Origin of the sequence: Acidovorax sp. 69, from assembly GCF_002797445.1 — a bacterium.
GTDB lineage: Bacteria > Pseudomonadota > Gammaproteobacteria > Burkholderiales > Burkholderiaceae_C > Acidovorax.
The window spans coordinates 3,817,402-3,843,781 of sequence record NZ_PGEP01000001.1; the positions used below are offsets into that span (position 1 = coordinate 3,817,402).

Genomic DNA, 26,380 nt, shown 5'->3' on the forward strand with positions numbered 1-26,380 from the left:
CATGACTACTTCGCCCCTGTTGCGCAGGCTATGGACAACGCTGGCAGAGCCCACCCTGGTGCGCCGCAGCGTGGTGTCGGTCAGCATCGCTTTTGTGCTGGTTTGGGCCGTACTACTGACCTACAACTTCATCAACTACAAGCAGTCGTTTACCCAAGACCCAGGGCTGCTGAAGTACGGCGATGCGCTGCTTGACTCGTTGACACCGTATAACGACCCGGCACAGGCCGCGGCCGCCGTGGCGTCCACCAACCACTGGACGAACGTTCGCCGCCGTCAGATCGGCCAGCTCCCTGGTGTGGCAATGCATGAGTTGCGTGACAGTGCCACCGGCCTGGTGGTGTATGCGCCTGCTGGCCTCGAAGCGCTCAATATTCCGCCGCCCGAGCAAGGCGAGTCATCCTCCATCTCAGAGCCCATCGTGCAAGGCGAACACTACCGGGTCTACGCGGGACGCAACGGGCGCTGGGCGCTGCGCATCATCCAAATCAAGCGCTCGGACACTGACTTCCTGAACAGCAGCGGCCGCAATCTGGTGCCCTACCTGCTGCTGGCGGCTCCCTTCGTGCTCCTTCCGGTGTGGCTATCGGTACGCGCTGGCCTCAGGCCCCTGCAGCGACTCGCCCGCCGCATTGCACAGCGCAACACCGACGACCTGCAGCCCGTGGGCTTCAACGCCCGCCACCGCGAACTCAAGCCGCTGGAGCAAGCGCTGGACACCCTGCTGGCCCGTATGCGGCAAAAGGTGGAACGCGAGCGCGCCTTTGTGCAGGACGCCGCGCACGAAATTCGCACGCCCCTGGCGGTGATTACCGCGCAGGCCCATGTCATGGCCCGCTCGCAAAGCGAAGACGAGCGCACACAGGCGCAGGCGCACCTGGAGCAGGCCATTGCCCGCACCTCGCACCTGGCACAGCAGCTGCTGGACCTGGCCGCGCTCGACGAAGCTCAGCGCCCCGCACCGCGCGACCTGGACGTGGCCCAGTGGCTGCGCGCCGCGTTGGCGCAGGCCGCGCCGCAGGCCATGGCACAGCAGATCGAGCTGTCGCTGGACGCGCCCGACACCCTGCCCGCCCGGCTGGACCTGCCTGCGCTCGAATCCATCGCGCACAACCTCATCGACAACGCGGTGCGCTACACCACGGCGGGGGGCAACGTGGCGGTGGGGCTGCGGCACGATGGCGCGCTGCTGCACCTGGTGGTGCAGGACGACGGACCGGGCATCGCGGCCACCGAGCGCAGCCGGGTGTTTGAGCGCTTCTACCGGGGCCTTGGCCATGCCGCCAACGGCTCGGGCCTGGGCCTGGCCATCGTGCAGCAGGCGGTGCGGCGCATGGGCGGACAAGTGCAGGTGGGCGATGGATTGAACGGCCAGGGCGTGGGATTTTTTGTCAGCATTCCCCCCCGTCACAGTGCCTGAAGCTGCACTAGAGAAACTATTTTTTTGATAGCTGCCTGTGCTTATTCAATAAGCGCTAGAGGCCTATTTGGCTTGTAATTTTTGATGCCGCCTTTCCACCATGCGCGCGGCGTGCGTGGCACCGGCCAAGTGCCTGCGCGCGGCGCTCACAGGCACGATCGGCAACAGAGCCGCCCGCAGCCTGCCAGCGTGGCGCCCACCACCCTGCCGCCGCTTTCTGAAGCGCTTGTTTCTGATGGGTGAACCGCCATGGCAGATCGTTTAGGCCTCAACAAAAAACCCGCAAGCTGTTGGAAATAACCGACACCACGGGTTTTCTGGGACATGCAAACTTTGTCCCATGCCAGCAAGCCACTCTTCCAACGCCCGCCCGCTGTGGGATATCTCGCCCCCGGTGCACGCGGGCAGCCCCGTGTTCCCGGGTGACACGGCCTACAGCCAGCAGTGGTGCGCCACCATCGGGCCGGGTTGCCCGGTCAACGTGAGCGCCATCACGCTGTCGCCGCATGTGGGCGCACACGCCGATGCGCCGCTGCACTACGACGCAGATGGCGCCACCATTGGCGACGTGTCGCTCGACGCCTTTCTGGGGCCCTGCCGCGTGATCCACGCCATCGGCTGCGGCCCGCTCGTCACTTGGGATCACATCGCCCACGCTGTCGATGACACCCTGCCACAGCGAGTGCTGGTCCGCACGTACGCCAAGGCCCCCGAGCACTGGGACGGCCAGCTCACCGCCTACGCCCCCGACACCATCGAGCGCCTGGCGGACCGGGGCGTGTTGCTGGTGGGCATCGACACCGCCAGCATCGACCCGGCCGACAGCAAAACGCTCGACAGCCACCAGGTCATCCGCCGCCGGGGCCTGCGCGTGCTGGAGAACCTGGTGCTCGACAACGTGCCCGAGGGCGACTACGAGCTGATCGCCCTGCCGCTCAGGCTGACCACGGCCGATGCATCGCCCGTGCGCGCCATCCTGCGCGCGTTGTGACCCACTAATTTCAAGCCTTTTGGGCCTCTCGCGCTTATTCAATATGTGCCACCAGCTATCAAAACAATAGTAATTGACCGCAACCACCATGACCATCACTCACCAAGACTGCCGCGCCCTCGACGCGCAAGACCCACTCGCACCGCTGCGCGACCACTTCAGCCTGCCTGCCGGCGTGATTTACCTCGACGGCAATTCGCTCGGCGTGCTGCCCAAGGCAGCTGCGGCGCGTGTGGCCGATGTGGTGGCCCGCGAGTGGGGCACCGACCTCATCCAGTCGTGGAACAAAGCCAGCTGGTTTGACCTACCCCAGCGCCTGGGCAACCAGCTGGCCCCGCTGATTGGGGCTGGTAAAGACGAAGTGGTGTGCACCGACAGCACCTCCATCAATCTCTACAAGGTGCTGAGCGCGGCGCTGAACATTGCGCGTGAAGACAGCCCTGCGCGCCAGCGCGTGGTGAGCGAGCGCAGCAACTTCCCCACCGACCTCTACATCGCCGAAGGCCTGTGCAAAGAGCGCGGCCTGGAGCTGGTACTGGTGGAGCCCGAAGAGATCGCCGCCGCGCTGACCAGCGACGTTGCGGTGCTGATGCTGACGCACGTGAACTACCGCACCGGCGCCATGCACGACATGGCCGCCATCACCGCCGCCGCGCACGCCCAGGGCATTTTGTGCGTGTGGGACCTGGCGCACAGCGCAGGCGCAGTGCCCGTGGACTTGAATGGCGCAGGCGCCGACTTCTCCATCGGCTGCGGCTACAAGTACTTGAACGGCGGCCCCGGTGCCCCAGCCTTTGTGTGGGTGCACCCGCGCCACGCCGACCGCTTCTGGCAACCGCTGTCGGGCTGGTGGGGCCACGCTGCACCCTTCGCGTTTACACCCGACTACAAACCCGCACCGGGCATCACGCGCTACCTGTGTGGCACCCAGCCCATCATCAGCCTGTCGGCATTGCAGTGCGGGCTGGATGTGTTCACGGCTGCCGAAGCACAGGGCGGCATGGCCGCGCTGCGCACCAAGTCGCTGGCGCTCACCGACCTGTTCATCAAGCTCGTGGAAGAGCGCTGCGCAGGCTACGGCCTGGGCCTGGCCACACCGCGTGACCATGTGCAACGTGGCTCGCAAGTCTGCTTGACGCGCGACGAAGGCGCGGGCGTCAACGGCCAGGGCAGCGGCGCCTACGCCATCGTGCAGGCGCTGATCGCGCGGGGCGTGATCGGCGACTTCCGCAAGGGCGATGGCGGCAAAGGCCCGCACAAAGACATCCTGCGCTTTGGTTTCACGCCGCTGTACATCGGCTTTGAAGACGTATGGAACGCGGTGGAGCATCTGCGCCAGGTGCTGGAAAGCGGCGATTGGCAAAAGCCCGAGTTCAACCAGACCCACGCGGTGACCTGAGCATGTGCCCCTTCTCCCAAACCCCCGCAGGTGATGAAAAGCCAGCCGCCCTGCCCGAATCCATCGTGCACGAAGAGCGCGCCCAGCTCGACTTCAGCAAGTCAATGAGCTACGGCGACTACCTGCAGCTCGACGCCATCCTCACGGCGCAAAAGCCGCTGTCGCCCGCGCACGACGAGATGCTGTTCATCGTGCAGCACCAGACCAGCGAGCTGTGGATGAAGCTCATGCTGCACGAGCTGCGCGCGGCCATTGGCCACATCGCACGCGACGAGCTGCAGCCCGCCTTCAAGATGCTGGCGCGTGTGAGCAAAATCATGGAGCAATTGGTGCACGCCTGGGACGTGCTGGCCACCATGACCCCGCCCGAGTACAGCGCCATGCGCCCCTACCTGGGCCAGTCCAGTGGCTTTCAAAGCTACCAGTACCGCAGCATTGAATTTGCCATGGGCAACAAGAACCGCGCCATGCTCAAACCCCACGAGCACCGCGCCGACCTGCTGGCGCAGGTGCAGGCCGCATACGAGGCGCCTTCGCTGTACGACGAGGCCCTGCGCCTGCTGGCACGCCGTGGCATTGCCGTGCCCGCCACCCACACTGAGCGCGACTGGACGCTGCCCTACGCCGAAAGCGATGCGGTGGAACAAGCGTGGTTGGTGGTGTACCGCAACCCCGGGCAACATTGGGACCTGTACCAGCTGGGTGAGGAGCTGACCGACCTGGAAGACGCCTTCCGCCTCTGGCGATTCCGCCACGTGACAACCGTGGAGCGCGTGATCGGCTTCAAGCGCGGCACCGGCGGCACCGGCGGCGTGAGCTACCTGCGCAAGATGCTGGACGTGGTGCTGTTCCCCGAGATCTGGAAGCTGCGCACCGATCTGTGAAGGGGCTTCACACCATCAGACCCGGCGGTTGAACCAGAGGACTGGGCAGAAAAAAGCCGCCGACGCTTCGGGGGAAGCTCTGGCGGCTGTCTGCATTCGTTGGGGTGTGCCCTGTCGCGGTACAAGGCCAGCACCGCTGCGAGGGTTTTGGGGGGCTTACTTGACGCCCGCCACCATCATGGGGCGGTTGCTGCGGCACCAGATCGGTGCCAGGTGGCCAATCTGGATGGTCAGCTCATTGCCCTTGCCCAGCACAGTGGTGGGGCCGTTGCTAAAGGCATAACCCGACTCGGTCGCCTGCTTGGGCAAGTCCACCGTCCAGCCACTGCGCCGCAGCACGCTGTGTCCCTGCTCGGGGTAGAACTGCATTTCCACCTTTTCACCGTTGCCGCAGGCGAACTGCATGCTGCTGTCGGTCGGCTCGCCAAAGGCCTGCAGCGCCGGGGGCTGGCTTGCGCATCCTGACAACACCAGGGTTGCCAGCGCACCGGAACACAACGTAAGCATCTTCTTCATCGGTCACTCCTGAGAAGCGGTGCACATCGCTGCACACACACCAACCTGCCAACTGCTTGCGGCCACCGACCACCGGGGTCACTGAACGACTCACAAGCACAAACCTTGCCACCTGACTGCACGCCCCTCCATAACCCCGGGGCGGTGCATCCCATCCACTGCATGCGAGAGACCGAAACCTGCGACTTCAGAACCCACTCAACACCCAGCACAGGGCATGACCACAAGATTGCCTCACGGTCCATGCCCCGTCGATTGGGGTGATCCCCACATCGAGAGCCTCCTCTAAAGTCTGACCCCTCCCTGTGGCGCCTTCATGACGGCCCAGAAGGGTTCCGGATCGCGTGTGATTGGGAGCACGGAGCAATGCAATGCCCCGCAGACACGCACGATTGCGCGCTATTGGGCAAAAAACCGCCCCTTTGGGCGCCCCCGGGGGTCAGCGCCCCTGACGGCCTGGGAGATACCCTTAGAGCCGCGCAAACCAGAGCGCCCGGGTGGACATCCACAGTCCGCAACCCGCCCATCCCAACGAGACAGCAGCCGCTGGCTTGCCCATGTACCCTCGCAGGGCCGGGCTGCCGTTACTGCCGCCCCTTTTTGGAGACCCGACACTGTGCAGGCGCCCCTTTCCCCCACCCCTCCCCCACAGCTCACGCCCCGCGTCGCCTGGTCCATGCTGTTGGCGTTGGTGGGCGGCTTTGCGCTGAGCCAGGCGTTTCGCACCATCACGGCCATCATGGCGACGGGGCTGCGTGCCGAGTTCGGGCTGTCGGCACAGGCGTTGGGCGTTTTTGCCGGGGCGTTTGCGTTTGCCTTTGGCACCATGCAGCTCTTCATGGGCATCGGCATCGACCTGTATGGCGTTCGACGCACGCTGCTGGTGGCGTTTCCACTGGCGATTGCGGGATCGTTGCTGTCGGCACTGGCACCGGGCTATGGGGCGGTGCTGCTGGGGCAGGTGCTGATTGGTGTGGGATGTGCCCCTGCCTTTCTGGTGTGCACGGTGTTCATCGCGCGCTACTTTCCGGCAAGCCGTTTTGCGATGGTGTCGGGTGTAGCCATGGGTGTGGGCGGGGTGGGCATGCTGTTCACGGGTACGCCGCTGGCCTGGCTGGTGCAGCAATCGTCGTGGCGCATGGGGTTTGGCGTGCTGGCGTGCCTCGCCGCGTTGGCATGGCTGCTGATCTTCTGGAGGGTGCACGAGCCCGCACAGCCACTGCACGATGCCCCACCGCGTGAATCGGTGTTGCAGGCGGTGCGCGGCTTTGGTGCTTTGTTCCTGCTGCCGCACACGGCCGGCATCATGCTGCTGGCGCTGACGACCTATGCCTCGTTTCTCACATTGCGCGGGCTGTGGCTGGGGCCGCTGCTGATCGAACGGCACGGGTATTCGCTGGTGGCCAGCGGCAACGTGGCCATGTTGTCGTCGCTGGTGTCGCTGTTCAGCCCGGCTTTTTTTGGCCGGATGGACCCGGGCCCTGCGCGGCGCAGACGCTGGCTGCTGGGCTTCACCCTCGTGCTGGCCGCCTTGTTTGCGGCCATCGGTTTCCTGCACGCCGAATGGCTGGATGTGTGCGGCTCCATCGCTGTGGGCCTGCTGTCGGGCTACATGGTGCTGCAGTACGCCGACGTGCGCTCTGCCTACCCGGCCGCCATGACGGGGCGCGCCATGGCGGTGTTCACCATGGCGTTGTTTCTGGGCGTGGCGCTGATGCAGTGGGTGACGGGCGTTGCCGCCTCGATCGCCACCGCGCAGGGCGCGGACCCCTATGTGGCCGTGATGCTGACCATTGCCAGCATGCTGGCGACGGGCGCTCTGGCCTTCAGGTGCCTGCCTGCACCGGCACACTGAGCCGCCTGGGGCCGGGTGGGCACAGTGCAACGCCGGCGCCCGCAACACGCCACCACTGCAGCACGCCGAACAGCAACTCAAACGCTGTGAAACCGAGCACGATGGCATTGGCACCGTGTGCCACGGCATAGATCTGCCAGGCGGCGAACAGGAACCGCGCCACACCATCGAGCCGCCCGAGCAGCAAGGTGGGCGCAGCGATGCGCGCCACCGACCACACCACCACCACCGACCCCAGCAGGTTGGCCAGCAGCATGTGCGTCGTGTCAAGCGGGTGCAACGTGCCGGGCAGCGCCAGCGCCTGGGCGATTTGCCCCAATTGGGTGTAAAGCCAGGCAAAGGTCCAGGGCAAGGCAAAAGGCCAGGTGACGAGCAGGTCGTACCAGCCGCTGGCGCGGACGATGCGCTGGTAACGGGGATGGGAGAGCGCAGGCAAGGACATGGGTGGACCATCGGGCGAGTGAGAGAAGCCCCGAGGGTCAGGCCTGAAGTACGCTTCAGGGTCAAGCACTTTGTTGTTGTTTGAGCACCCCAACCACCCTGTTCGAAGGAACCCCATGCTGATCGGAGAACTGGCCACCGCCTCGGGCCTGAGCCGCGAGGCACTGCGCTTCTATGAGCAACAGGGCCTCATCCGCGCGCGGCGTCTGGGCAACGGCTACCGTGACTACCCGGCCGAGGCCGTGATGCTGGTGCAATACATCCGCACCGCACAGCAGCTGGGCTTCACGCTGGCCGAGATTGGCGACCGGCTGCCCGCCATCTGGGACGCCGCCGACCCTGGCCCCGCACTGGCCCAGGTGCTGGCCACCAAGCTGCAAGAAATCGATGTCCGCATTGCAGCGCTGCAGGCCTTGCGCCAGACGCTGGCCGAACGTGTGGCCACCGACTGCCCGTTGCGGGACGTGCCACAACACGCGGCAAGACCCGGCTGACGCCCGACACCACGGCGGATCGGGCGGCAGGGGCCTGTGCAAGCCGCTGCGGCACGGATTTGCATCAAAACGGGTTCTAGCGCCAATGGAATATGCGCAAACAGCTATCTATTTAATAGCAACTACAACGAACTGGCACTGGAGCCATCGCCCCGGTACAACCACGGCACGTCCAGCACCCGCTCGCCCAACAGGCGCAATGACAGGTCGCGTCCCCAGCGCACGGGCCCGGTGGCATGGAAGATGCGGCCGTTGCGCGCAGACCGGGCCTGCACGCGCGCGTTGCGCTGCCAGCGGTTGAGGGCGTAGCGGCGCAGGCGCAGCGGCACGTCCAGGTCGTGCATGGCCAGCGCGCGCTGCAACTCGGCCGCGTCTTCAATCGCCATGCCCGCGCCCTGCGCCAGATAAGGGCGCATGGGGTGGGCGGCATCGCCCAGCAGGCCCACCAGGCCTTGCGCCATCTCGCCCGCGTTTTGCACGGGCGGGCGGTCGCACAGCGGCCACAGGCGCCAGCCTGGCCCCCCCGCGGCGCTCACGCTGCGCACCACATCCTGCAGCGCCGTGCAGGTCCCCTGCAGGGCATGTTCGAGGCCAGCGGCGTTGGCGGCGTGGTCCCAGTTCTCCAGGTCCTGGGGCGCCGGGCCCTGCACGATGACAACAATGTTCTGCAGCTCGCCCCGGCGCACGGGATATTGCACCGCGTGCAGGCGCGGGCCAAGCCAGGCGGTCACCTGGCCGGTGCGCAGGGCATTGGGCAGCGCGTGCTGGGGCACCAGGGCCCGATAGGCCAGATGACCCGTCACGCGGGGCGGTACAGCGCCCAGCAACTGGGTGCGTGTGCGGCTCCACAGGCCATCGGCGCCGATCAGGGCATCGCCCTCGACCTCTTTGCCCCGGCTGGTGCGCACGGTGACAACACCTTCAGCATCGGTGAACCCGTCGATCGCATGCTCCAGGTGGCATTGCGTATCGGTGTATTTGGTCACTGCGGCCAGCAGCAGGCCATGCAGATCGGCCCGATGAATGGTGGCGTAGGCCGCGCCATAGCGCTCCACCGCCGTGGAGCCCAATGGCAACACGGCCAACTCGCGACCACTGACGGCGTTGCGCACCTGCAGGCGGCTGGGAAATGCCGCCACGGCCTGCAAAGGCTGCTGCAGGCCCCAGGCCTGCAGGCGGCGCACCACGTTGGGCCCGATCTGCACGCCTGCACCCACTTCGCTGAATGCCGCAGCGCGCTCATACAACCTGACGTCCCAGCCCGCACGCGATGCGCCCAACGCCGCAGCCAAGCCGCCAATGCCGCCACCAGCGACCAATACCTGTTTTTTCATGTGCCGATTGTCGCGGGCCTGGACGGGGTTGCTCTTGTCATAGCGCAGGCCGCAGCGCGCGCTCCAGTACCTCGGGCGGCATGGGGCGGCCAAACAGGTAGCCCTGAAAAGACTTGCAGCCGTAGCGTTGCAAAAATTCGAGCTGACCCGTGGTCTCGACCCCTTCAGCGACCACGGCCAAGTCCAGGCTGTCGGCCAGGGCCAGGATGGTGCGCACGATGGCCGCGTCGTTCGGGTCGGTCTGCAGGTCGCGCACAAAACTCTGGTCGATCTTGAGCTGGTCCAGCGGCAGGCGCTTGAGGTAACTCAGCGACGAATAGCCTGTGCCAAAGTCGTCGAGCGAAAAGCCCACGCCATAGCGGCGCAGGTGCTCCATGCGCGCAATGATGTCCTCGACATCGGCCAGCAGCAGGCTTTCGGTAAGTTCGAGCTTGAGGCGCTCGGGGTTGGCTCCGGTAGCGTCCAGCGTGCCCAGCACCCGTTCGACAAAATCGGGCTGACGGAACTGCCGCACGCTCACGTTGACGGACAGAAAGAACTGCCGCGTGAGCGAGCTGCGCGACCACGTCACAAGCTGTGCACAGGCGGTCTCCAGCACCCACTGGCCCAGCGGCAGGATGAGCCCCGTTTGTTCCGCCAGGGGAATGAATTCGGCCGGCGACACCATGCCCCGGCGCGGGTGGCGCCAGCGCACCAGCGCCTCTGCGCCCTGCAGGCGGCCCTTTCCGTCCACCACGGGCTGGTAGTACAGCACCAGCTCCTTTTCTTGCAAGCCCCGACGCAGGTCGGCCTCCAGGGCCGAGCGGTTGCTGACCGCCGCCTGCATATCGGGGTCAAAGAAACGCTGGGTGTTGCGGCCTGCCGCCTTGGCCTGGTACATGGCCAGATCGGCATGCTTGAGCAGCTCGTCCACGCTGCAGGCCTGCTGGCCAAACAGCGCGATGCCAATACTGGGCGTGCTGTGGTGGCTGGCCTCGCCCAATGCGTAGGGTTTGCCCAGTGTCGTGGCGATGTGGCTGGCCACCAGTGCGGCCTCGGCGCTGGCATGGTCGGCATCGGCGCTGAGGCCTTCGACCAGTACCACGAACTCATCGCCCCCAAAGCGGGCCACGGTGTCGGCCTCGCGCACACAGCCTTTCAGGCGTTGCGCCACCTGCAAGAGCAACTGGTCGCCCGTGTCATGGCCCAAGGTGTCATTGAGGTCCTTGAAGTTGTCGAGATCGATGAACAGCAGCGCCCCCTGGGTGCCCGAGCGCGCCACCGCCAGCGTGGCATGCTGCAGCCGGTCCACCAGCAGGCGGCGGTTGGGCAGGCCGGTCAGGGAGTCATAAAACGCCAGGCGCTCGATCTGGGCCTCCACCTGCTTGCGCTCGGTGATGTCGCGGCCCACGCCCCGGTAGCCGCGCAGCGTACCGTCGGCGTCGATCACGGGCACGCCGCTGACCGATATCCAGTGCATGCTGCCATCCGCGCGCTTGCGCTGCAGCTCCAGGTCGCGAAACGGCTGGTGCGATGCCAATACCGCGCGGTGCACCGCCCAGTCGGCATCGCTCATGTTCAGAGCACCGATCTCCCAGCGCGTGCGCCCCATCACGCTCGACAGCGGAATACCGTTCACGCTCAGGTCACCCGCCAGTTGCACAAAGCGGCCCTCGGCATCGTGCTCCCAGTACCAGTCGGACGAGAGATCGCTCAGCGACCGAAAACGCGACTCGCTCTCACGCAACTCGTTCTCCACCCGCACGTAGTCACTCACATCGGCAAAGGTGCGCACCAGGCTTCCATCGGCCAACGTGGTCGTGCGCACCTCCAAAGTGCGGCCATCGCGTGAGGTGCGCCAGTACAACGCGGGGGCGGCGGCCACAGCACCTTGGGCGATGTAGTCGTGCCCGCGCCGGTCCACCAGGCTGTATCCCTCGCCGAAGTCACCGCGTTCGGCCTGCACGCGCGTCAGGTCGGCCAGCGTGGGGCGCATGGCCATCAGCGATTCGGGCAGGTTGAGCAGCTCCAGCACGCGCTGGTTGTAGACGGTGATGCGCCCATCAGGCCCGGTCTTGAAAATGCCCTGGCTCATGCTGGCCAGCGTGGCCTGCAAGGCCGTGCGCTGTTCCTGCAGCATCGTCAGCGCCTCCTGCCAGATGCGCGCGTCCACCATACGCACCGGGTGACCTTGCCCTTGGGCGTTTTGCACCAGGGCCACCAAGCGGTTGAGCAGCTCGCTCAGGTGCGAGACATCGTCTGGCTCGCGCAGCACATAGTCGCCCAGCCCACAGCGAAAAGCGCGTGCGGCCAGGGCCTCTTGCGTGGCATCGATGCACATCAGCACCGGGCGGCCCGCGCACAGCTCCAGCAGGCCAGGCAGCTCCTGGTCCGAGGGCTTGAGGCACAGCACCACGGCGTCCCAGGCCTGCGACGCCAGTGGCGCCATGGCGGTTTCGGGCGTGGGGCTGTTCACTACACGCCAGTCCGGGAAACGGGCAGCCAGCAGCCGCCGCGCGGTCGCTGCGTGCTGCGTGTCGATGTCCACCCACAAGACCGCCACGCCCGTCATGGCTTGCGTCCCTCCGGCACAGTGGCCACGGGTTGTGCCATGAGGCCCAGCTGGTGCTCGCGCACAAACACGTCCATGGGGACCGGCCGGCCAAACAAATACCCCTGGAACCCCTCGCACCCGTGCAGCCTCAGGAATGACAACTGCCCCGTCGTCTCCACCCCCTCGGCCACCACCTCCAGATCCAGGCTCTTGGCCAGCGCCAATATGGTCCGCACTATCGCCGCGTCGTTCGGGTCTGTCAGCACGTCCCGCACAAAGCTCTGGTCGATCTTCACCTGGTCCAGCGGCAGGCGCTTGAGGTACGACAGCGATGAGTAGCCGGTGCCAAAGTCATCAAGCGCAAACCCCACGCCTTCACTCTTGAGCTGCACCATGCGCGCGATGGTGTCTTCGATGTCCCCCAGCAGCAGGCTTTCTGTGAGTTCGAGTTTGAGTTTTCTGGGGTCTGCGTTGTGGCTCTTGAGGGTCTGCAGCACTTGGGCCACGAAGCCTGCCTGCCTGAATTGCCGGGCGCTGACGTTGACCGAGATGGACAGGTGGGCGGTGGTTTCGTGCTGGCTCCAGCGCTGCAGTTGTTCGCAGGCGGTTTGCAGTACGTATTGGCCCAGTGGGAGGATGAGGCCGGTTTGTTCTGCCAGGGGGATGAAGTCGCCGGGGCTGATCATGCCGCGCTGGGGGTGGAGCCAGCGCACCAGGGCTTCGGCTCCCATGAGGCGGGCGTGGTGGTCGACCACGGGTTGGTAGTGCACGAGCAGTTCGCCCCGGGCCAGGCCTTGGCGCAGGTCGGCTTCCAGGTTGGAGCGGGCGTTGACGGCCGCTTGCATGTCGGGGTCGAAGAAGCGCTGGGTGTTGCGTCCTGCGGCTTTGGCCTGGTACATGGCCAGGTCTGCGCGTTTGAGCAGTTCGTCCACGGTGAGGCGTTCGTCGCCAAAGAGGGTGATGCCGATGCTGGGGGTGCTGTAGTGCTGGCCGCCGTCCAGATCAAACGGCTGGTTCAGGCTGGCCAGGAGCTTTTCGGCGACGGTTTCTGCCTGGGTGGCGGCTTCTTGCAGATCGGGGGCCAGGGCTTCGAGCATGACGACGAATTCGTCACCGCCAAAGCGGGCGACGGTGTCGGCTTCGCGCACGCTGCCCACCAGGCGGGTGGCCACCTGGGCCAGGAGCTGGTCGCCCATGTCGTGGCCCAGGGTGTCGTTCAGGTCTTTGAAGTTATCGAGGTCGATGAACAGCAGGGCGCCGAGGTTCTTGGTGCGCTGGCAGGCGGCGATGGAGCGTTGCAGGCGATCGAGCAGCAGGCGCCGGTTGGGCAGGCCCGTGAGTGCGTCGTAGAAGGCCAGGCGCTCGATTTCTTGCTCTGCGCGTTTGCGGTCCGTGATGTCGCGGCACACGCCCAACACGCCCGTCACACGGCCATGCAGGTCGCGGATGGGGGTCTTGATGGTTTCAAACCGGCCCTGGTAGCCGTCTTCCGCAAAGGTGAGCGTCTCTTCGTACACCAGAGGCTGCCAGGCATGCATGGCACGCTGGTCATATTTGCGAAAGCGATCGGCCTCGGCGGGGGTGGTCAGGTCGTAGTCATTGCGTCCCAATATCTGCTGCTCAGGTCTGCCGACAAACCGCTCAAACACCGGATTGACAGACAGATAAACCCCCTCTGCATCCTTGAGGAACACCATGTCAGGTATGGCACTGACCACGCTGGCCAAGTGCGCTTTCTGGTGGGCCAGCTCCTGCTCGATGCGCTTGAGTGCCGTGAGATCGTAAGAAAACAGCACCACGGCCGGTGTGTCCTCACCCGCAACGGTTTCGAGTGCGATGGTGGTGTGGCGGTACTGCATGCCATCAGGCCCGTCAATGCGGTTTTCAAACACCGCCGTTTCGCCCGCGAAGGCCTTGTCGAAGTGGGGCTGCATGCGCGCAAACACCTCGGGGGCAATCACATCCTGCAAGCGCTGGCCCTGCAGGTCCTGTGGCCGTTTGTACAGCCAGCGCGCCTGCTGCTCGTTGACATACAGAACGCGCAGATCACGATCGAGCCGTGCCACCCCGCCGGGCACGTGGCGCAGCATGTTGGCCATGAGCGCATCTTTGGCATGTGCGGCCTCTTCGGCCTCGTGGTGGACGGTAATGTCCGTCTGCACTCCGTCCCACAACACGCGGCCGTCCTGCAGCATCCGCGGCGATGAACTCAGGTGCATCCAGCGCACCTGCCCATCGGTACGGCGCAAACGGAAAACCGTCTCCAGGCTGGTCATTGACAAGAAGGACTGCCTCTCTGCCTGCCGCAAGCCGTTGATGTCTTCCTCCAGGATCTGTCGGTAAAGCACCCCGGGATCGTTCTGCACCTCTTCGGCGCTGACCCCATTGAGCCGCTCGATGGCATCACCCATGTGCACGAAGTGCACACGCCCATCCAGTTCGCGCACCACCTGAAACAATACACTGTGCGGGAGATTGCGCCCCAGCAGCGACAAGCGGCTCTCGCTTTCACGCAGGCGGCTTTCAGCCTCCTGAATGCGTGCAAACGGCCGGCGGATGCCCGCATCAAACACCGCCTGGTACAGCAGCGCATAGGCGATCACCCGCAACCCATGGGCCAACGGGCCGCCGACAAACGTGTTCCGGCCCAGCAAAACCAGGGTCAGTTCGCCACACGCAAAAACAACAGCGGCCCAGGCGAATAGAAGCTCGCGTGGCTGAGGGTCGCGGCGGTGGGCGCTGCGATACAACACCACCGCAGACACCCCGAGCACCACCGCCAGCCCAGCGGCTACCACCTGGGGCAACACGCCATCGGCCGCGTGAGCAAACCATCCCGGCAAGGGCCCCAGGGCGGAACCCACCAAGACCAGCGTAATGGCACCGGCCACCACCAACCATGCCCTGGCGGCCCCCGGCGCGGACAAACGCGCGGCCGTGAGCCCCAGTGTGACCGCCTCGGCCACCCGAGCCCCACGGCTCAGCCACAGGGAAATGTCGGTACTGCTCAGCAGCGAGCCCCCAGCACCGGAGTGCACCAGCACCCCGTGCAGAAAGTTGCAAGCCGCCGCCACCCCGAATCCCGCCACCAGCACATTGGCCCTGGCCTGCTCCTGCGCTTCAAGGGCATGCAGCGACACTGACACCACCAGCAGCCCCAGCAAAACAGCGACCAGCTCCAGAAATGGCTCCAAACCATACTGAGCACCCGCGCCGTCGCCAAGCATCTGTGCCAGCGGGAGGATCACAAGCACCAGCACAGCCACGACCAACACCACCGTGACGGCAGGCGCATCCGACAGGAGCGGACGCCCAGGCTGAAGGCTGTGGGGGGAAGACATACGAGGGGTGGAGCTGCCGGAGAGGATTTACTGAGACACTACGGCACAAGTGTATCTACGCGTAAAGAAATAACCAGAGTGTCAACTCGGCCGTGCAACAAAGCGCAGCCCCCACAAAAAACGGGGCCGAAGCCCCGCTGCCCCTGCGTACCGGAATCCTTGGTTCAGTCTTCCAGCAACTGTCGCAGCACAAAGGGCAGAATGCCCCCGGCCTGGTAGTAGTCCACCTCGATGGGGGTGTCGATGCGCAGGGTCACGGTGACCTCCTGGCGGCTGCCATCGGCGCGGTGGATCACCAATTGGGCATCACTTTGTGGCGCAAGGTCCACATCAGGCACCACGTCAATGACCTCCGAGCCCGTGAGGCCCAGCGACTCCCACGATTCGCCCGCCTTGAACTGCAGCGGCAGCACGCCCATGCCCACCAGGTTGGAGCGATGAATGCGCTCAAAACTGCGCGCCACCACGGCCTTGATGCCCAGCAGTTGCGTGCCCTTGGCGGCCCAGTCGCGGCTGGAGCCGGTGCCGTATTCCTCGCCCGCAAAAATCACCGTGGGTGTGCGCTGCGCCATGTACTGCATGGCGGCATCAAAGATGAACATCTTCTCGCCCTGCAGCGCACCTTCGTTCTGGAACACGGTCACCCCGCCCTCTTCGCGCGAGCCATCGGCCGTGGGCGGAATCATGAGGTTCTTGATGCGCACGTTGGCAAAGGTGCCACGCACCATCACGTCGTGGTTGCCGCGCCGCGCGCCGTAGCTGTTGAAGTCCGCCTTCTGCACGCCGTGCTGCAGCAGCCACTGGCCGGCGGGTGAACTCTCTTTGATCGAGCCTGCAGGCGAGATGTGGTCGGTGGTGATGGAGTCGCCAAACAGCGCCATGATGCGGGCGCCGAGCACCGAGGGAAGTTTGACATCATTTTGGCCTCCAGCGCTTGATTTGCCTGCGATAGCAGCTCCTCTTTCGAGAGCAAACTGGGCAAAGAACGGGGGCTCGGCAATGTAGGTGCTGGCGGGCCAGGTGTAGGCCGTGCCGCTCACACCCTTGATCTTTTCCCACAGCTTGCCAGGGTCGGTGGCGACCTTGGCGTAGTTCTCACGGAAGGCCTTGCCGTTCATGGCGAACTTCAGCAGGGCGTGGACTTCGTCGCTGGTCGGCCAGATGTCGCCCAGGTAAATGTCTTTGCCCCCCTTGCCCTGGCCCACCGGCTCGGTTATCAGGTCCTTGAGCACCGTGCCCGCGATGGCATAGGCCACCACCAGCGGCGGGCTGGCCAGGAAGTTGGCCTTGAGGTTGGGGTGGATGCGCGCCTCGAAATTGCGGTTGCCCGACAGCACGGCCGCGCAAATCAGGTCGTTGCTGGTGATGGCCTCGTTCAGCTCGGGCGTGAGGTCGCCCGCATTGCCGATGCAGGTGGTGCAGCCGTAGCCGGCCAGCGCAAAACCCAGCTTTTCCAGGTAGGGCAGCAGGCCCGTTTGCGTGAGGTATTCCGTCACGATGCGCGAGCCAGGGGCCAGCGATGTCTTGATGTGCGGCTGCACCTTGAGCCCCGCCTCCACCGCCTTTTTGGCCAGGAGGCCAGCGGCCAGCAGCACGCTGGGGTTGCTGGTGTTGGTGCAGCTGGTGATGGCCGCAATCAGCACGTCGCCATTGCCGACGGTAGGGTCCGCCCCTTTGGTGGGCATCACAGCCGTGGCGTCGGCATGGGCAGTGGCCAAAGCGGGTTTGTTGCCCTCCATTTCCGCCAGGGAGCGGGGTGCACCCGCAGGCGCTGGTTTGTCCTTGGGCGCGGCCTCCTGAACCATGTCCTGGCCGCGGTGAATATGGTGACGGGTGTGCAGCAGCTCAGCCGGCCGGTTGAAGCCGTTTTGCGCATTGGGTTGGCTGAACAGGTCTGCAAACTGGCGGCTGACCTGGCCCAGCTCGATGCGGTCTTGTGGGCGCTTGGGGCCTGCCAAACTGGGGGTGACGCTGCCCAGGTCGAGCTTCACGACCTGCGAGTAATCGATCTCCCCGGCCAGGGGCACGCCAAACAGGCCCTGGGCCTTGAAGTAGGCTTCGAAGGCTTCGATCTCGGCCTTGGTGCGGCCCGTGCCCTGAAAGTAGTCGATGGTCTTTTCATCGACCGGAAAGAACCCCATGGTGGCGCCGTACTCGGGCGCCATGTTGCCGATGGTGGCGCGGTCGGGCAGTGACAGCGTGCGCGTGCCTTCGCCGAAAAACTCCACGAACTTGCCCACCACCTTGTGCTGGCGCAGCAGCTCGGTCACCGTGAGCACCAGGTCGGTGGCCGTCACGCCCTCGCGCAACCGGCCGGTCATATCAAAGCCCACCACATCGGGGGTGAGGAAGTACACGGGCTGGCCCAGCATGGCGGCTTCGGCCTCGATACCGCCCACGCCCCAGCCCACCACCCCAATGCCGTTGATCATGGTGGTGTGGCTGTCGGTGCCGACCAGGGTGTCGGGGAAATACAGACCATCCTTGCGCTTGTGCACACCACGCGCCAGGTATTCGAGGTTGACCTGGTGCACGATGCCAAAGCCCGGGGGCACCACGCCAAAGGTGTCAAAGGCCTGCATGCCCCATTTCATGAACTCGTAGCGCTCCCGGTTGCGCTGGAACTCGAGCTTCATGTTCAGGTCGAGCGAATTCTTCTTGCCGTAGTGGTCCACCATGATGGAGTGGTCCACCACCAGGTCCACGGGCACCAGCGGCTCGATCTTCTTGGGGTTCTTGCCCAGGCGCGCGGCCACGCTGCGCATCGCGGCCAGGTCAGCCAGCAGCGGCACGCCGGTAAAGTCTTGCAGCACCACGCGCGAGACCACGAACGGAATTTCGTCCTTGCGCTCGGCATTGGGCGCCCAGTGCGCCAGTTGCTTCACATGCTCTGCCGTCACCTTGCGCCCATCGCAATTGCGCAGCACCGATTCGAGCACGATGCGGATCGACACGGGCAGGCGCTGGATCTGGGGGAACTGCCTGGCCAGCGCGGGCAGCGAGTAGAACTGGCCTTCTTTGCCAGACGCTGTCTTGAAGCTTTTGAGGGTGTTGGCAAACGCGTTGCGGGCGGGCTTGGGCGACAACTTGCGTGATACGGCCATGGCGAACTCCGGTGAAAGGCAACAAAGCCTATTCTGGCAGTCCTGGATGACGGTGCAATCGTGGGGCTATGCGGGCACGGCCCATAGGCCCCATATAGGCCCATGCGGCGTGGTCGCGGGCCGGCCCAAGCCGCTCCCGCGCAATTTTTGAGTAAAAGTGCCCCTTGCGCTTTTTGAATAAGCGCAGACAGCTATTCTTTCAGGAGCAAAAAAGGGTCCGTCAAGCGGCCGCCCATCTGGGCAGGCGGCGCACCCCCAGCCACTGCAGCTCGGCCAGCGCGGCCACCGACACCCCATGCACCATCAGATAGGCCTGCCCCAGCAAGGTGGGTGTGAGCGCGGAGCCCAGCAGCAGCGCCAGGCTGGCCAGCGCCCAGGCAAAGTTGCCCACAATCAGCAGCCATAGCCAGCCACGGGGCATAGGCTCGGACTGCGCAATCGCCACAGCCAGGGCCGCATAGCCCAGCAGCAGGGCTCCCGTCACCTGCAGCAGCCCCGGCGGCAGGCCCAGCCACTCGGCCAGCGGTGCTGTCAACAGCAGGTGCAGGGCACCCAGCAGAAGCCCCGTGGAGGCATCGAACCAGACCACGGCGCGCAGGAATCGGGGAGAGGACATCAGCTTGAACATGGAAAACTCCTTGGCGGAAGAATGAAGAAGGCTCCATCGTTCCCGCCCCGGCGCACCGCGTCGATGACCTGCCAGGTAATGGCCTGTGGGCGGTTTGATCCTAGGATGGGGCCCATGAAGCCCACGCCCACCCCCTTGCATCGATCCCCGCGCCACGCCTTGCCGCACCGGGAGGCACCAACGGGGCCTGCATCGTTCGGCGACCACCTGCGCACCTGGCGCCAGCAGCGGCACCTGAGTCAACTGGAGCTGGCCAACGAGGCGGATATCTCCACCAGGCATGTGAGCTTCATGGAAACCGGCCGCACCAACCCCAGCCGCGAGATGGTGCTGCGCCTGTGCGAGCGGCTGTCCATCCCGCTGCGCGAGCGCAACGCCCTGTTGGTGGCCGCAGGCTACGCACCGATGTACCGCGAACGGGCGCTGGACGACCCGGCGCTGGCGGCAGCACGCCAGGCGGTGGAGCTGGTGCTCAGGGGCCATGAACCCTGCCCCGCCATTGCACTCGATCGCTGCTGGAACGTGATCGCTACCAACCGGGCCGCGCAGGCCCTGCTGGCCGCGCATGTCAGCGCCGAATTGCTCACGCCCCCAGTCAACGTATTCCGCCTGAGCCTGCACCCCCAGGGGCTGGCGCCGCGCATCACCAACCTGGCGCAATGGCGCCACCACCTGTTTGAGCGATTGCGCCAGCAGATTCAGGCCACGGCCGACCCCGCACTGATAGCCCTGCAGACGGAACTGATGGAATATCCTGCCCCCGAGGAACCCTGCCCACTGGTTTTGGCGGGGGAAATGCTGGGTGTGGTCATGCCTTTTTGTTTTGAAAGTGTGCACGGTATGCTGTCACTCATCAGCACCACCACGATATTCGGCACCCCGGTGGATGTGACGCTGCAGGAGTTGGCCGTGGAGTCGTTCTTTCCGGCCGATGAATACACAGCCAATGTGCTGCGTGCAATAGCCCGCGACAATTGCGCGACCTGAAACAACCCCATGGCAGGTGGCCTTGTATGGCGTTGCCAAACGCGGCCTGCAGTCACCCGCGTGGAGCACAAGCCACCGGGATCCCATTCACCATGCAGGCACACAAGACAGACACGCCAAACAAGGGGCTTTTACCGCAGGTCCCACCAAAGACCCCGGGCCACCCTCCGTGATGCATTTACAGAAAAAACCATCACTGCAACCCATAAAAAAAACCCGCTGATGCGGGTTTTTTTATTAGCGAACGACCGTGCTTAAATGGCAAACTTTTCGCGGCTTTCATTTTGAATCCACTTGGGGGCTTTGCCACGGCCTGTCCAGGTTTGGCCGGTGGCGGGATCGCGGTACTTGGGCGCGACCTTGGAGCCCGCAGTGGAGCTGCGGCCCGCTTTGCCCGCAGCTTTGCCAGCCGGGAACACATCCTGAGCGGTCAAGCCATATTCGACCACCAGTGCGCGAACCTGGGCCACAGCGTCCGACAGTTCACGGCGTCGGGCTTCGCTGATTTGTTGCTCAAGGGCTTCACGCTGCTTCAAAAGTTCTTTGTAGCTGGTCATGGTGTCTAAATAAGAGGTGTGAGGTTGGTGACGCCCTGATTATATGAATAATCAGAAGTACAGGTGGGCCATGCCAAAAAATCCCGAAAAAAACCACAATTGACTGGCACCCTGATATTCAGCGCACAAGACGCCCGGTATTGGGGCCATGACCCATTTCTCAAGGACTTCCGCTTCACGTTGTGCCGATACCCGGTCACTTCTCTTGCCGTACAACCCCAGCACCCGAATATCCAGCACATTCACGCAATACGCGCACCTACGGCGGGAAAATGCCCTGCTTCTGTCATCAAAAAACCTGTCAGGGTGTTATCGCGTCGACGACCTTCTTATGGCAAATCCCTAATATCTAGGGTTCCTCTGAACGAATCAAGTGGTAAGGGTGCGCTGCGGATCGGGATGGGCTGCAAGGCGCAAAACGCAGCAATAGCGGTAGCTATTGCGAGTATTTGCAACACGGCAGACCGCCCGGGGCCGCAGATGCACACGGCACGTTGATTCGTGCAGAGGGTCCCTGGACGCGTCTTGCGTTCGTTCACCGCCCTACGCCTATCCAGCAGCCATACCCGTCGTCTCGCTGTAGTGGCCCACGCATCGGCGCCAGTCCCGGGTTGAAGCTCTCAGGTAATGGCTTTCAGTAAATCGCGGGGTCATGATGCCGTGTACCACCCCATATTCACCCTCCACAAACACCATGCGACGGGAGTCGTCCCCGAGCTGCTGCAGCAGTGCCATGCGACTCGGGGTTTCTGGCAGGACTACGGCAGGGTCCTTTGCGGGTCCGGCGCGCCTTGCGGCTCTAAGCCAAAGCAAGCTCAGACGTCGCGAACACACCATGAGTCAGCGTCCGTAGCGCGATCAGCAGAAAATCCACGCTTCATTCCACCAAACAAGCACCATGGCACTCTACTGTATCGGCGACATTCAGGGCTGCGATAGCGCTCTCGGCCGCCTGCTGGACACCATCGGCTTTTCCGCAAGCCAGGACACCGTCTACCTGTTGGGCGATCTCGTCAACCGGGGGCCGGACTCGGCCGCCGTGCTGCGCCGCTGCATGCGGCATGGCGATGCCATCCGCTGCCTGCTGGGCAACCACGACCTGCACCTTCTGGCCGCCGCGCATGGCGCACGCAAGCCCTCGCGGCGCGACACGCTGGGCACTGTACTAAACGCGCCCGACCGCAATGCCATGCTTGACTGGGTGCGCCAGCAAGCTCTGGCCCGTACCCACACACATGCCGGACAGGCCTTGCTGATGGTGCATGCCGGTGTGCTTCCCACCTGGACTGCAGCCGACACGCTGGCCTATGCCGATGAAGTGCATGCGGTCTTGCGCAGCCCCGATCTGCCCGCCTTTTTGCAGGCCATGTATGGCAACACACCCGACCGCTGGAGCGAAGGACTCCAAGGCACCGAGCGCCTGCGGGCGATCGTGAATGCACTCACCCGACTGCGGTTCTGCTCGGCCGATGGTGTGATGGATTTCGAGAGCACCGAAAGTGCCAGTGCCGCTCCACCTGGGCTCATGCCCTGGTTCGACGTGCCAGGGCGACGCACAGCCGGCACGCTGATGGCGTTTGGGCACTGGTCCACGCTGGGCTGGCTCAATCGCAGCGATCTGCTGGGGCTGGACACCGGCTGCGTGTGGGGCGGCTGCCTGAGCGCCGTGCGGTTTGGCGCGACGCTTGCGGACCGTAAGCTGATCCAGGTGCATTGCGAGCAGGCCCAGGCACCCGGCTGAGGGCCACCACAGAGTTCACAAGAATCAGGACGTCGCAGGCTCCAGAAGGGCCGACATCGCCGCCGACTGCCAGACGCCACCGTCCAGCCCAGCAATCAACACGGCCAGCCCCGGCATGCGCTGCTGCGCCAGCGCCCTGCCCACCTGCGGGCCCTGCACCATCAGCGCAGCGCCCAGGCCGTTAACGGCCGCCACGTCCCGCGCCACCATGCTCACACCGTGCACGCCCGATGTCGGGCGGCCCGTGTGCGGATTGAGCACGTGGTGCTGGCGCTGCCCTTCATAGAAGAAGCAGCGCTCGTAGTCGCCCGACGACGCCACAACCCCGGTGCCAGCCACCGCCACCACACCCAGCAATCGCTCGGGGGCACGCGGGTCGCGCAGCCCCACACGCCAGGGCCGTCCTTGCCACTGCCCTTGGGTCAGCACATCGCCCCCACCGTTGATCAGGGCGTTTTCGACACCCTGCGCGCGCAGCACTTGCATGCCTGCCTCCAGGATCGGGAGCTTGGCGATACCGCCCAGGTCCAGCGCCATGCCCTGACGGGCCAGGAAGGCCGTCCCCGCAGGGGTATCCAGCGCCAGACCCCGTGCATCGACCAAGGGCAACTGCCGCGCAATCTCATGCGCACCCGGCACCACTTTTTCACCCGGACCAAAGTTCCAGGACTTGAGAGCCCCTACGGTCACATCGAACGCGCCGCGGCTCATCGCTGACACACGCTGAGCGCTTTGAAGCACCGCCATGACTTCAGGCGGCACGGCCACAGGCACGATTCCCGCAGCCAGGTTGATGCGGCTGACCACACTGCGCGGCTGGTAGCGGCTCATGAGCGCTTCCAGTCTTTGCATCTCTGCATAAGCGCGGTCCATGGCCTCGCGCAACAGCAGCCTATCGGGGCCTGCGGCCACCATATCGACCTGTGTGCCCATCAGTGGCCGGGTGCTGCGCTCGGAAGCCTCCCGTGCCCCCGCCGCTGCACCAGCACCGCAGAACATGCTGCCCAGCAAGGGCAGCGCCATCGCCATGCGGCGCCGCGTCAAACCCTGGGGGCACAGAGAAGCCTGCTGCATGGCGCCTCCGCTCAGAGCGACTTGTCGGCCATGAAGTCCACGGCGGCCTTGACCTCGGCATCGGTCAAGTTGGCAGAGCCGCCCTTGGCCGGCATCATGCCCTTGGCCCCAGTGAAGCCTTCGATCGCATGTTTGTACAGCGTGTCCTTGCCTTGGGCAATGCGCGGGCCCCAGTCGGCCTTGTCGCCTGGCTTGGGGGCACCAGCCACACCAGCGGCATGGCACATGGCGCAGGTTTTACCGAACACGCTCTTGCCCAGTTCGTTCTCTGCGGCAGCCGGGGCGGCGGGGGCCGCTGCGGGCGCTGGAGCCGTCACGGCTGCGGGTGCAGCAGGCGTTGCAGCCACTGCGGGTTCCGACTTCTTGTCGCCGCAACCGGCCAGCAGTGCGGCCACGATCGCCACGGCGACCATCACGGTTTTCTTTTGCATCGCATACATCCTGTTCTTTGTTGTTGAAACAACCATCCAAAGGTGCCTGTGACTGCGCGCGGAGCAAGCCCACCGCACAGCCTGAAAGCGGCCCGGCGGGCTTTGCCCAGGCGCTCTTCAAACCGGCCTATGAACTGTAGGTGCAAGAGGCACTTTTGGGCAGGTGCAAGCCCTGTCAAAACATGATCCAGATCAAATTGATTCATATTATGTGAATCTATTATCCAACCCATGCAAAGCCACCAAACCCTTCGAACACTGCGCCTTTGGGTGCTGGCGTGGTTTGTCATGGCGCTGGGTGTGGCCATGGCCTCCCCGCTGATATCGCCCAAGGGCATGGAGGTGGTCTGCTCCGGTTCTGGCAAAGGCGCCACCCGGCTGGTGATGAAGACCACCGACGGCCTGGTTGCGTCAGATGCCGCAGGTCTGGACTGCCCCTTGTGCCTGGCCGCCGACACGCCGCCCACCACTCCCGCCACAGCAACACCTGCAGCAACGGCCCCCACATTTCAGCCCCGCCTCCACACACCACTTTCCGCACAGGGAGGGGCGGCAGTGAGCCCCCCTGCCCGTGCACCACCCCTTTTCAACTGAGCCCATCCTAAAGAGGAAAACCATGAGCGACAAAAAAGACCTGCAACCCGCACACGTCGGCTTGGGCCGACGCAGCTTCATCAACACCGCAGCCCTGGTGGGCCTGACCGCAGGCGTCGCCGCCTGCAACGAAAAGCCCAGCGCCGCCACACCAGCAGCCCCCACCCCGGCAGCGCCTGCTGCCAGCCATGCCAGCGCGGGCGCCAGCGTGCACCTCAAGCCCGGCGAGCTGGACACCTACTACGGCCTGTGGAGCGGCGGCCACACCGGCGACATGCGCGTGCTGGGCCTGCCGTCCGGCCGCGAAATCACCCGCATCCCTTGCTTTGTGCCCGACGCCCTGGTGGGCTGGGGCATTACCAACGAATCCAAGGCCGTGATGGGCACCAAGCCCGATGGTCACCTCGAATACACGGTGGCAGACACCCACCACACACACGCCTCGTACAAGGACGGCAACTACGACGGCCGCTACGCCTGGATCAACGACAAGATCAACAGCCGCGTCGCCCGCATCCGCCTCGATTACTTCATCTGCGACAAGATCACCAAGCTGCCCAACGTGCAGGGCTTTCACGGCATCTTCCCAGACAAGGCCGACCCGGTGGACCCCGCCATCAACTACACCACGCGCGTGTTCTGCGGCGGTGAGTTCGCTATCCCCCTGCCCAACACGGGCACAGAAGACTCCAGCAAGTACCGCTCGATGTTCAGCTGCGTGGATGCAGAAACGATGGAAGTGCGCTGGCAGGTGCTGATCGACGGCAACTGCGACCTGGTGGCCACGTCGTACGACGGCAAGCTGGCCGCCACCAACCAGTACAACACCGAGATGGGCGCGAAGTACGAGGACATGATGTCCGCCGAGCGCGACGCCTGCCTGTTCTTCAACGTGGGCCGCATTGAAGCTGCCGTGAAGGCCGGCAAGTTCAAGACCATCGGCACCAGCAAGGTGCCTGTGGTGGACGGCACGCACGAAGCCAACAAGGACCCCAAGACGGCTCTCACCGCCTACGTGTCGGTGCCCAAGAACCCGCACGGTGTGAACGCCAGCCCTGATGGCAATTACTTCATCTGCGCCGGCAAGCTCTCGCCCACCGGCACAGTGATTGAGCTGGCCAAGGTGCTCGACTACTTCGAAGGCAAGCTCGAAAAGCTGGACTCCGCCATCGTGGCCGAAGTGGAGCTGGGCCTGGGCCCATTGCACACCGCGTTTGACGGCCGCGGCAATGCCTACACCACCCTGTTCCTGGACAGCCAGGTCGTGAAGTGGAACGTGGAGGCCGCCATCAAGTTCCACGCTGGTGACAAGACCGCCAAGTACGTGGTGGACCGCCTGGACGTGCAATACCAGCCGGGCCACTTGAATGCCTCGCAGTCCGAGACCAAGGCCGCCGACGGCAAGTTCCTGGCCGTGGGTTGCAAGTTCTCCAAGGACCGTTTCCTGCCCGTGGGCCCGCTGCACCCCGAGAACGAGCAGCTCATCGATATCTCGGGCGAGAAGATGGTGCTGCTGGCCGACCACCCCGTGCGCGGCGAGCCCCATGACTTCATCATCTTCAAGCGCGACCTGGTGCGTCCCAAGCAGGTCTACACGCTCGACGAGTTCCCGCTGGCCGTCAAGGACCCCAAGGAGTCCGGCGTGTTCCGCAATGGCAAGAAGGTCACCGTGAAGATGACTTCGCAAGCCCCGGCCTTCAGCCTGCGCGAGTTCAAGCTCAAGAAGGGTGACGAGGTCACGCTGATCCTGACCAACCTGGACAAGATCGAAGACCTGACCCACGGCTTTGCGATCCCGAACTACAACGTGAACTTCATCGTGAACCCGCTGGAGACCAAGTCGGTGAGCTTTGTGGCCGACAAGCCCGGTGTGTTCTGGTGCTACTGCACGCACTTCTGCCACGCGCTGCATTTGGAGATGCGCACACGGATGATTGTGGAGGGGTGATTCGGAGCATCCCCCTGAGGCGCTGCGCGCCTTCCCCCTTCTCTCGGCTTCGCCGGGAAGGGGGACGCAGCCCTCGCGGCGGGGCGGCCCTTGCTCGGCTGCCCTGGC

Annotated in this window: 21 protein-coding genes; 10 read left to right on the forward strand and 11 right to left on the reverse strand. The window is 64.7% G+C overall.

What is annotated here, in order from left to right; translation table 11 throughout:
- The first annotated feature begins 1 nt into the window (after position 1).
- The 4 genes from CLU85_RS17535 to kynA all read left to right on the forward strand — a co-directional run bounded on the left by CLU85_RS17535 (position 2) and on the right by kynA (position 4,694).
- The gene (locus CLU85_RS17535) at positions 2-1,420 is read left to right on the forward strand and encodes a HAMP domain-containing sensor histidine kinase (protein ID WP_232727859.1); all 1,419 of its coding nucleotides are present in this window, start codon (positions 2-4) and stop codon (positions 1,418-1,420) included.
- A 340-nt stretch (positions 1,421-1,760) separates the two neighbouring features.
- Positions 1,761-2,411, forward strand: a complete 651-nt coding sequence (gene kynB / locus CLU85_RS17540) for an arylformamidase (protein ID WP_100411387.1) — start codon at positions 1,761-1,763, stop codon at positions 2,409-2,411.
- A gap of 88 nt (positions 2,412-2,499) precedes the next feature.
- Positions 2,500-3,810 carry a kynureninase gene (kynU, locus tag CLU85_RS17545; protein ID WP_100411388.1) on the forward strand — a complete coding sequence of 437 codons (1,311 nt, stop codon included), beginning with the start codon at positions 2,500-2,502 and terminating at the stop codon, positions 3,808-3,810.
- A 2-nt stretch (positions 3,811-3,812) separates the two neighbouring features.
- Positions 3,813-4,694, forward strand: coding sequence for a tryptophan 2,3-dioxygenase (gene kynA, locus CLU85_RS17550; RefSeq protein WP_100411389.1), 882 nt, complete (start codon positions 3,813-3,815; stop codon positions 4,692-4,694).
- Positions 4,695-4,850: 156 nt separating this feature from the next.
- On the opposite strand, the gene CLU85_RS17555 is transcribed toward kynA, so the two are convergent.
- Entirely contained in the window at positions 4,851-5,210 is a 360-nt protein-coding gene (locus tag CLU85_RS17555; RefSeq protein ID WP_100411390.1) for an MliC family protein, read from the reverse strand.
- A 676-nt stretch (positions 5,211-5,886) separates the two neighbouring features.
- On the opposite strand from CLU85_RS17555, the gene CLU85_RS17560 reads away from it, so the two are divergent.
- Positions 5,887-7,065 carry an MFS transporter gene (locus tag CLU85_RS17560; RefSeq protein WP_100412621.1) on the forward strand — a complete coding sequence of 393 codons (1,179 nt, stop codon included), beginning with the start codon at positions 5,887-5,889 and terminating at the stop codon, positions 7,063-7,065.
- Here CLU85_RS17560 and CLU85_RS17565 read toward each other — a convergent pair.
- Positions 7,037-7,507, reverse strand: coding sequence for a hypothetical protein (locus CLU85_RS17565; RefSeq protein WP_100411391.1), 471 nt, complete (start codon positions 7,505-7,507; stop codon positions 7,037-7,039). The two genes, CLU85_RS17560 and CLU85_RS17565, sit on opposite strands and share 29 nt — an antisense overlap.
- Positions 7,508-7,622: 115 nt before the next feature.
- Between CLU85_RS17565 and CLU85_RS17570 the strand changes: the two genes are divergently transcribed.
- Positions 7,623-8,000 (forward strand): MerR family transcriptional regulator, encoded by a 378-nt coding sequence (locus CLU85_RS17570; RefSeq protein WP_100411392.1) that lies wholly within the window; start codon positions 7,623-7,625, stop codon positions 7,998-8,000.
- A 122-nt stretch (positions 8,001-8,122) separates the two neighbouring features.
- Here CLU85_RS17570 and CLU85_RS17575 read toward each other — a convergent pair whose 3' ends face one another.
- From CLU85_RS17575 to CLU85_RS17595, 5 genes are all read right to left on the reverse strand, one after another.
- The gene (locus CLU85_RS17575; RefSeq protein ID WP_100411393.1) at positions 8,123-9,334 is read right to left on the reverse strand and encodes an FAD-dependent monooxygenase; all 1,212 of its coding nucleotides are present in this window, start codon (positions 9,332-9,334) and stop codon (positions 8,123-8,125) included.
- A 37-nt stretch (positions 9,335-9,371) separates the two neighbouring features.
- Positions 9,372-11,885, reverse strand: coding sequence for an EAL domain-containing protein (locus CLU85_RS17580; protein WP_100411394.1), 2,514 nt, complete (start codon positions 11,883-11,885; stop codon positions 9,372-9,374).
- Positions 11,882-15,208, reverse strand: coding sequence for an EAL domain-containing protein (locus CLU85_RS17585; protein WP_100411395.1), 3,327 nt, complete (start codon positions 15,206-15,208; stop codon positions 11,882-11,884). The genes CLU85_RS17580 and CLU85_RS17585 overlap by 4 nt, the downstream gene beginning before the upstream one ends.
- Positions 15,209-15,372: 164 nt before the next feature.
- On the reverse strand, positions 15,373-18,312 hold the full coding sequence (locus CLU85_RS17590; protein WP_100411396.1) for an aconitate hydratase: 2,940 nt from the start codon (positions 18,310-18,312) through the stop codon (positions 15,373-15,375).
- Positions 18,313-18,532: 220 nt separating this feature from the next.
- Entirely contained in the window at positions 18,533-18,940 is a 408-nt protein-coding gene (locus CLU85_RS17595; protein WP_100411397.1) for a hypothetical protein, read from the reverse strand.
- Positions 18,941-19,054: 114 nt separating this feature from the next.
- Between CLU85_RS17595 and CLU85_RS17600 the strand changes: the two genes are divergently transcribed.
- Positions 19,055-19,927, forward strand: coding sequence for a helix-turn-helix domain-containing protein (locus tag CLU85_RS17600; RefSeq protein ID WP_100412622.1), 873 nt, complete (start codon positions 19,055-19,057; stop codon positions 19,925-19,927).
- 254 nt (positions 19,928-20,181) lie between these two features.
- Here the strand turns inward: CLU85_RS17600 and CLU85_RS17605 are convergent, their stop codons facing one another.
- Positions 20,182-20,484, reverse strand: a complete 303-nt coding sequence (locus CLU85_RS17605) for an H-NS histone family protein (protein WP_100411398.1) — start codon at positions 20,482-20,484, stop codon at positions 20,182-20,184.
- A 51-nt stretch (positions 20,485-20,535) separates the two neighbouring features.
- Positions 20,536-20,730 (reverse strand): hypothetical protein, encoded by a 195-nt coding sequence (locus tag CLU85_RS23050; protein ID WP_157803986.1) that lies wholly within the window; start codon positions 20,728-20,730, stop codon positions 20,536-20,538.
- Positions 20,731-21,382: 652 nt separating this feature from the next.
- Between CLU85_RS23050 and CLU85_RS17610 the strand changes: the two genes are divergently transcribed.
- The gene (locus CLU85_RS17610; protein ID WP_100411399.1) at positions 21,383-22,225 is read left to right on the forward strand and encodes a symmetrical bis(5'-nucleosyl)-tetraphosphatase; all 843 of its coding nucleotides are present in this window, start codon (positions 21,383-21,385) and stop codon (positions 22,223-22,225) included.
- 24 nt (positions 22,226-22,249) lie between these two features.
- Here CLU85_RS17610 and CLU85_RS17615 read toward each other — a convergent pair whose 3' ends face one another.
- Both CLU85_RS17615 and CLU85_RS17620 read right to left on the reverse strand, forming a co-directional pair.
- On the reverse strand, positions 22,250-23,299 hold the full coding sequence (locus tag CLU85_RS17615) for an FAD:protein FMN transferase (protein WP_100411400.1): 1,050 nt from the start codon (positions 23,297-23,299) through the stop codon (positions 22,250-22,252).
- Positions 23,300-23,310: 11 nt separating this feature from the next.
- Complete coding sequence (locus CLU85_RS17620) at positions 23,311-23,730, reverse strand: cytochrome c5 family protein (RefSeq protein ID WP_100412623.1); 420 nt, start codon at positions 23,728-23,730, stop codon at positions 23,311-23,313.
- A gap of 231 nt (positions 23,731-23,961) precedes the next feature.
- Between CLU85_RS17620 and CLU85_RS17625 the strand changes: the two genes are divergently transcribed.
- Together CLU85_RS17625 and nosZ are read left to right on the forward strand one after the other, a co-directional pair.
- On the forward strand, positions 23,962-24,324 hold the full coding sequence (locus CLU85_RS17625; protein ID WP_100411401.1) for a DUF2946 family protein: 363 nt from the start codon (positions 23,962-23,964) through the stop codon (positions 24,322-24,324).
- Between the two features lie 22 nt (positions 24,325-24,346).
- Entirely contained in the window at positions 24,347-26,272 is a 1,926-nt protein-coding gene (gene nosZ / locus CLU85_RS17630; RefSeq protein ID WP_100411402.1) for a TAT-dependent nitrous-oxide reductase, read from the forward strand.
- Positions 26,273-26,380 lie beyond the last annotated feature (108 nt).

Bases quoted from the DNA above. Each gene is read 5' to 3' on its own strand.
- CLU85_RS17535 (WP_232727859.1), top strand. From the start codon at position 2: ATGACTACTTCGCCCCTGTTGCGCAGGCTATGGACAACGCTGGCAGAG.
- kynB (WP_100411387.1), top strand. From the start codon at position 1,761: ATGCCAGCAAGCCACTCTTCCAACGCCCGCCCGCTGTGGGATATCTCG.
- kynU (WP_100411388.1), top strand. From the start codon at position 2,500: ATGACCATCACTCACCAAGACTGCCGCGCCCTCGACGCGCAAGACCCA.
- kynA (WP_100411389.1), top strand. From the start codon at position 3,813: ATGTGCCCCTTCTCCCAAACCCCCGCAGGTGATGAAAAGCCAGCCGCC.
- CLU85_RS17555 (WP_100411390.1), bottom strand. From the start codon at position 5,210: ATGAAGAAGATGCTTACGTTGTGTTCCGGTGCGCTGGCAACCCTGGTG.
- CLU85_RS17560 (WP_100412621.1), top strand. From the start codon at position 5,887: ATGCTGTTGGCGTTGGTGGGCGGCTTTGCGCTGAGCCAGGCGTTTCGC.
- CLU85_RS17565 (WP_100411391.1), bottom strand. From the start codon at position 7,507: ATGTCCTTGCCTGCGCTCTCCCATCCCCGTTACCAGCGCATCGTCCGC.
- CLU85_RS17570 (WP_100411392.1), top strand. From the start codon at position 7,623: ATGCTGATCGGAGAACTGGCCACCGCCTCGGGCCTGAGCCGCGAGGCA.
- CLU85_RS17575 (WP_100411393.1), bottom strand. From the start codon at position 9,334: ATGAAAAAACAGGTATTGGTCGCTGGTGGCGGCATTGGCGGCTTGGCT.
- CLU85_RS17580 (WP_100411394.1), bottom strand. From the start codon at position 11,885: ATGACGGGCGTGGCGGTCTTGTGGGTGGACATCGACACGCAGCACGCA.
- CLU85_RS17585 (WP_100411395.1), bottom strand. From the start codon at position 15,208: ATGTCTTCCCCCCACAGCCTTCAGCCTGGGCGTCCGCTCCTGTCGGAT.
- CLU85_RS17590 (WP_100411396.1), bottom strand. From the start codon at position 18,312: ATGGCCGTATCACGCAAGTTGTCGCCCAAGCCCGCCCGCAACGCGTTT.
- CLU85_RS17595 (WP_100411397.1), bottom strand. From the start codon at position 18,940: ATGTTCAAGCTGATGTCCTCTCCCCGATTCCTGCGCGCCGTGGTCTGG.
- CLU85_RS17600 (WP_100412622.1), top strand. From the start codon at position 19,055: ATGAAGCCCACGCCCACCCCCTTGCATCGATCCCCGCGCCACGCCTTG.
- CLU85_RS17605 (WP_100411398.1), bottom strand. From the start codon at position 20,484: ATGACCAGCTACAAAGAACTTTTGAAGCAGCGTGAAGCCCTTGAGCAA.
- CLU85_RS17610 (WP_100411399.1), top strand. From the start codon at position 21,383: ATGGCACTCTACTGTATCGGCGACATTCAGGGCTGCGATAGCGCTCTC.
- CLU85_RS17615 (WP_100411400.1), bottom strand. From the start codon at position 23,299: ATGCAGCAGGCTTCTCTGTGCCCCCAGGGTTTGACGCGGCGCCGCATG.
- CLU85_RS17620 (WP_100412623.1), bottom strand. From the start codon at position 23,730: ATGCAAAAGAAAACCGTGATGGTCGCCGTGGCGATCGTGGCCGCACTG.
- CLU85_RS17625 (WP_100411401.1), top strand. From the start codon at position 23,962: ATGCAAAGCCACCAAACCCTTCGAACACTGCGCCTTTGGGTGCTGGCG.
- nosZ (WP_100411402.1), top strand. From the start codon at position 24,347: ATGAGCGACAAAAAAGACCTGCAACCCGCACACGTCGGCTTGGGCCGA.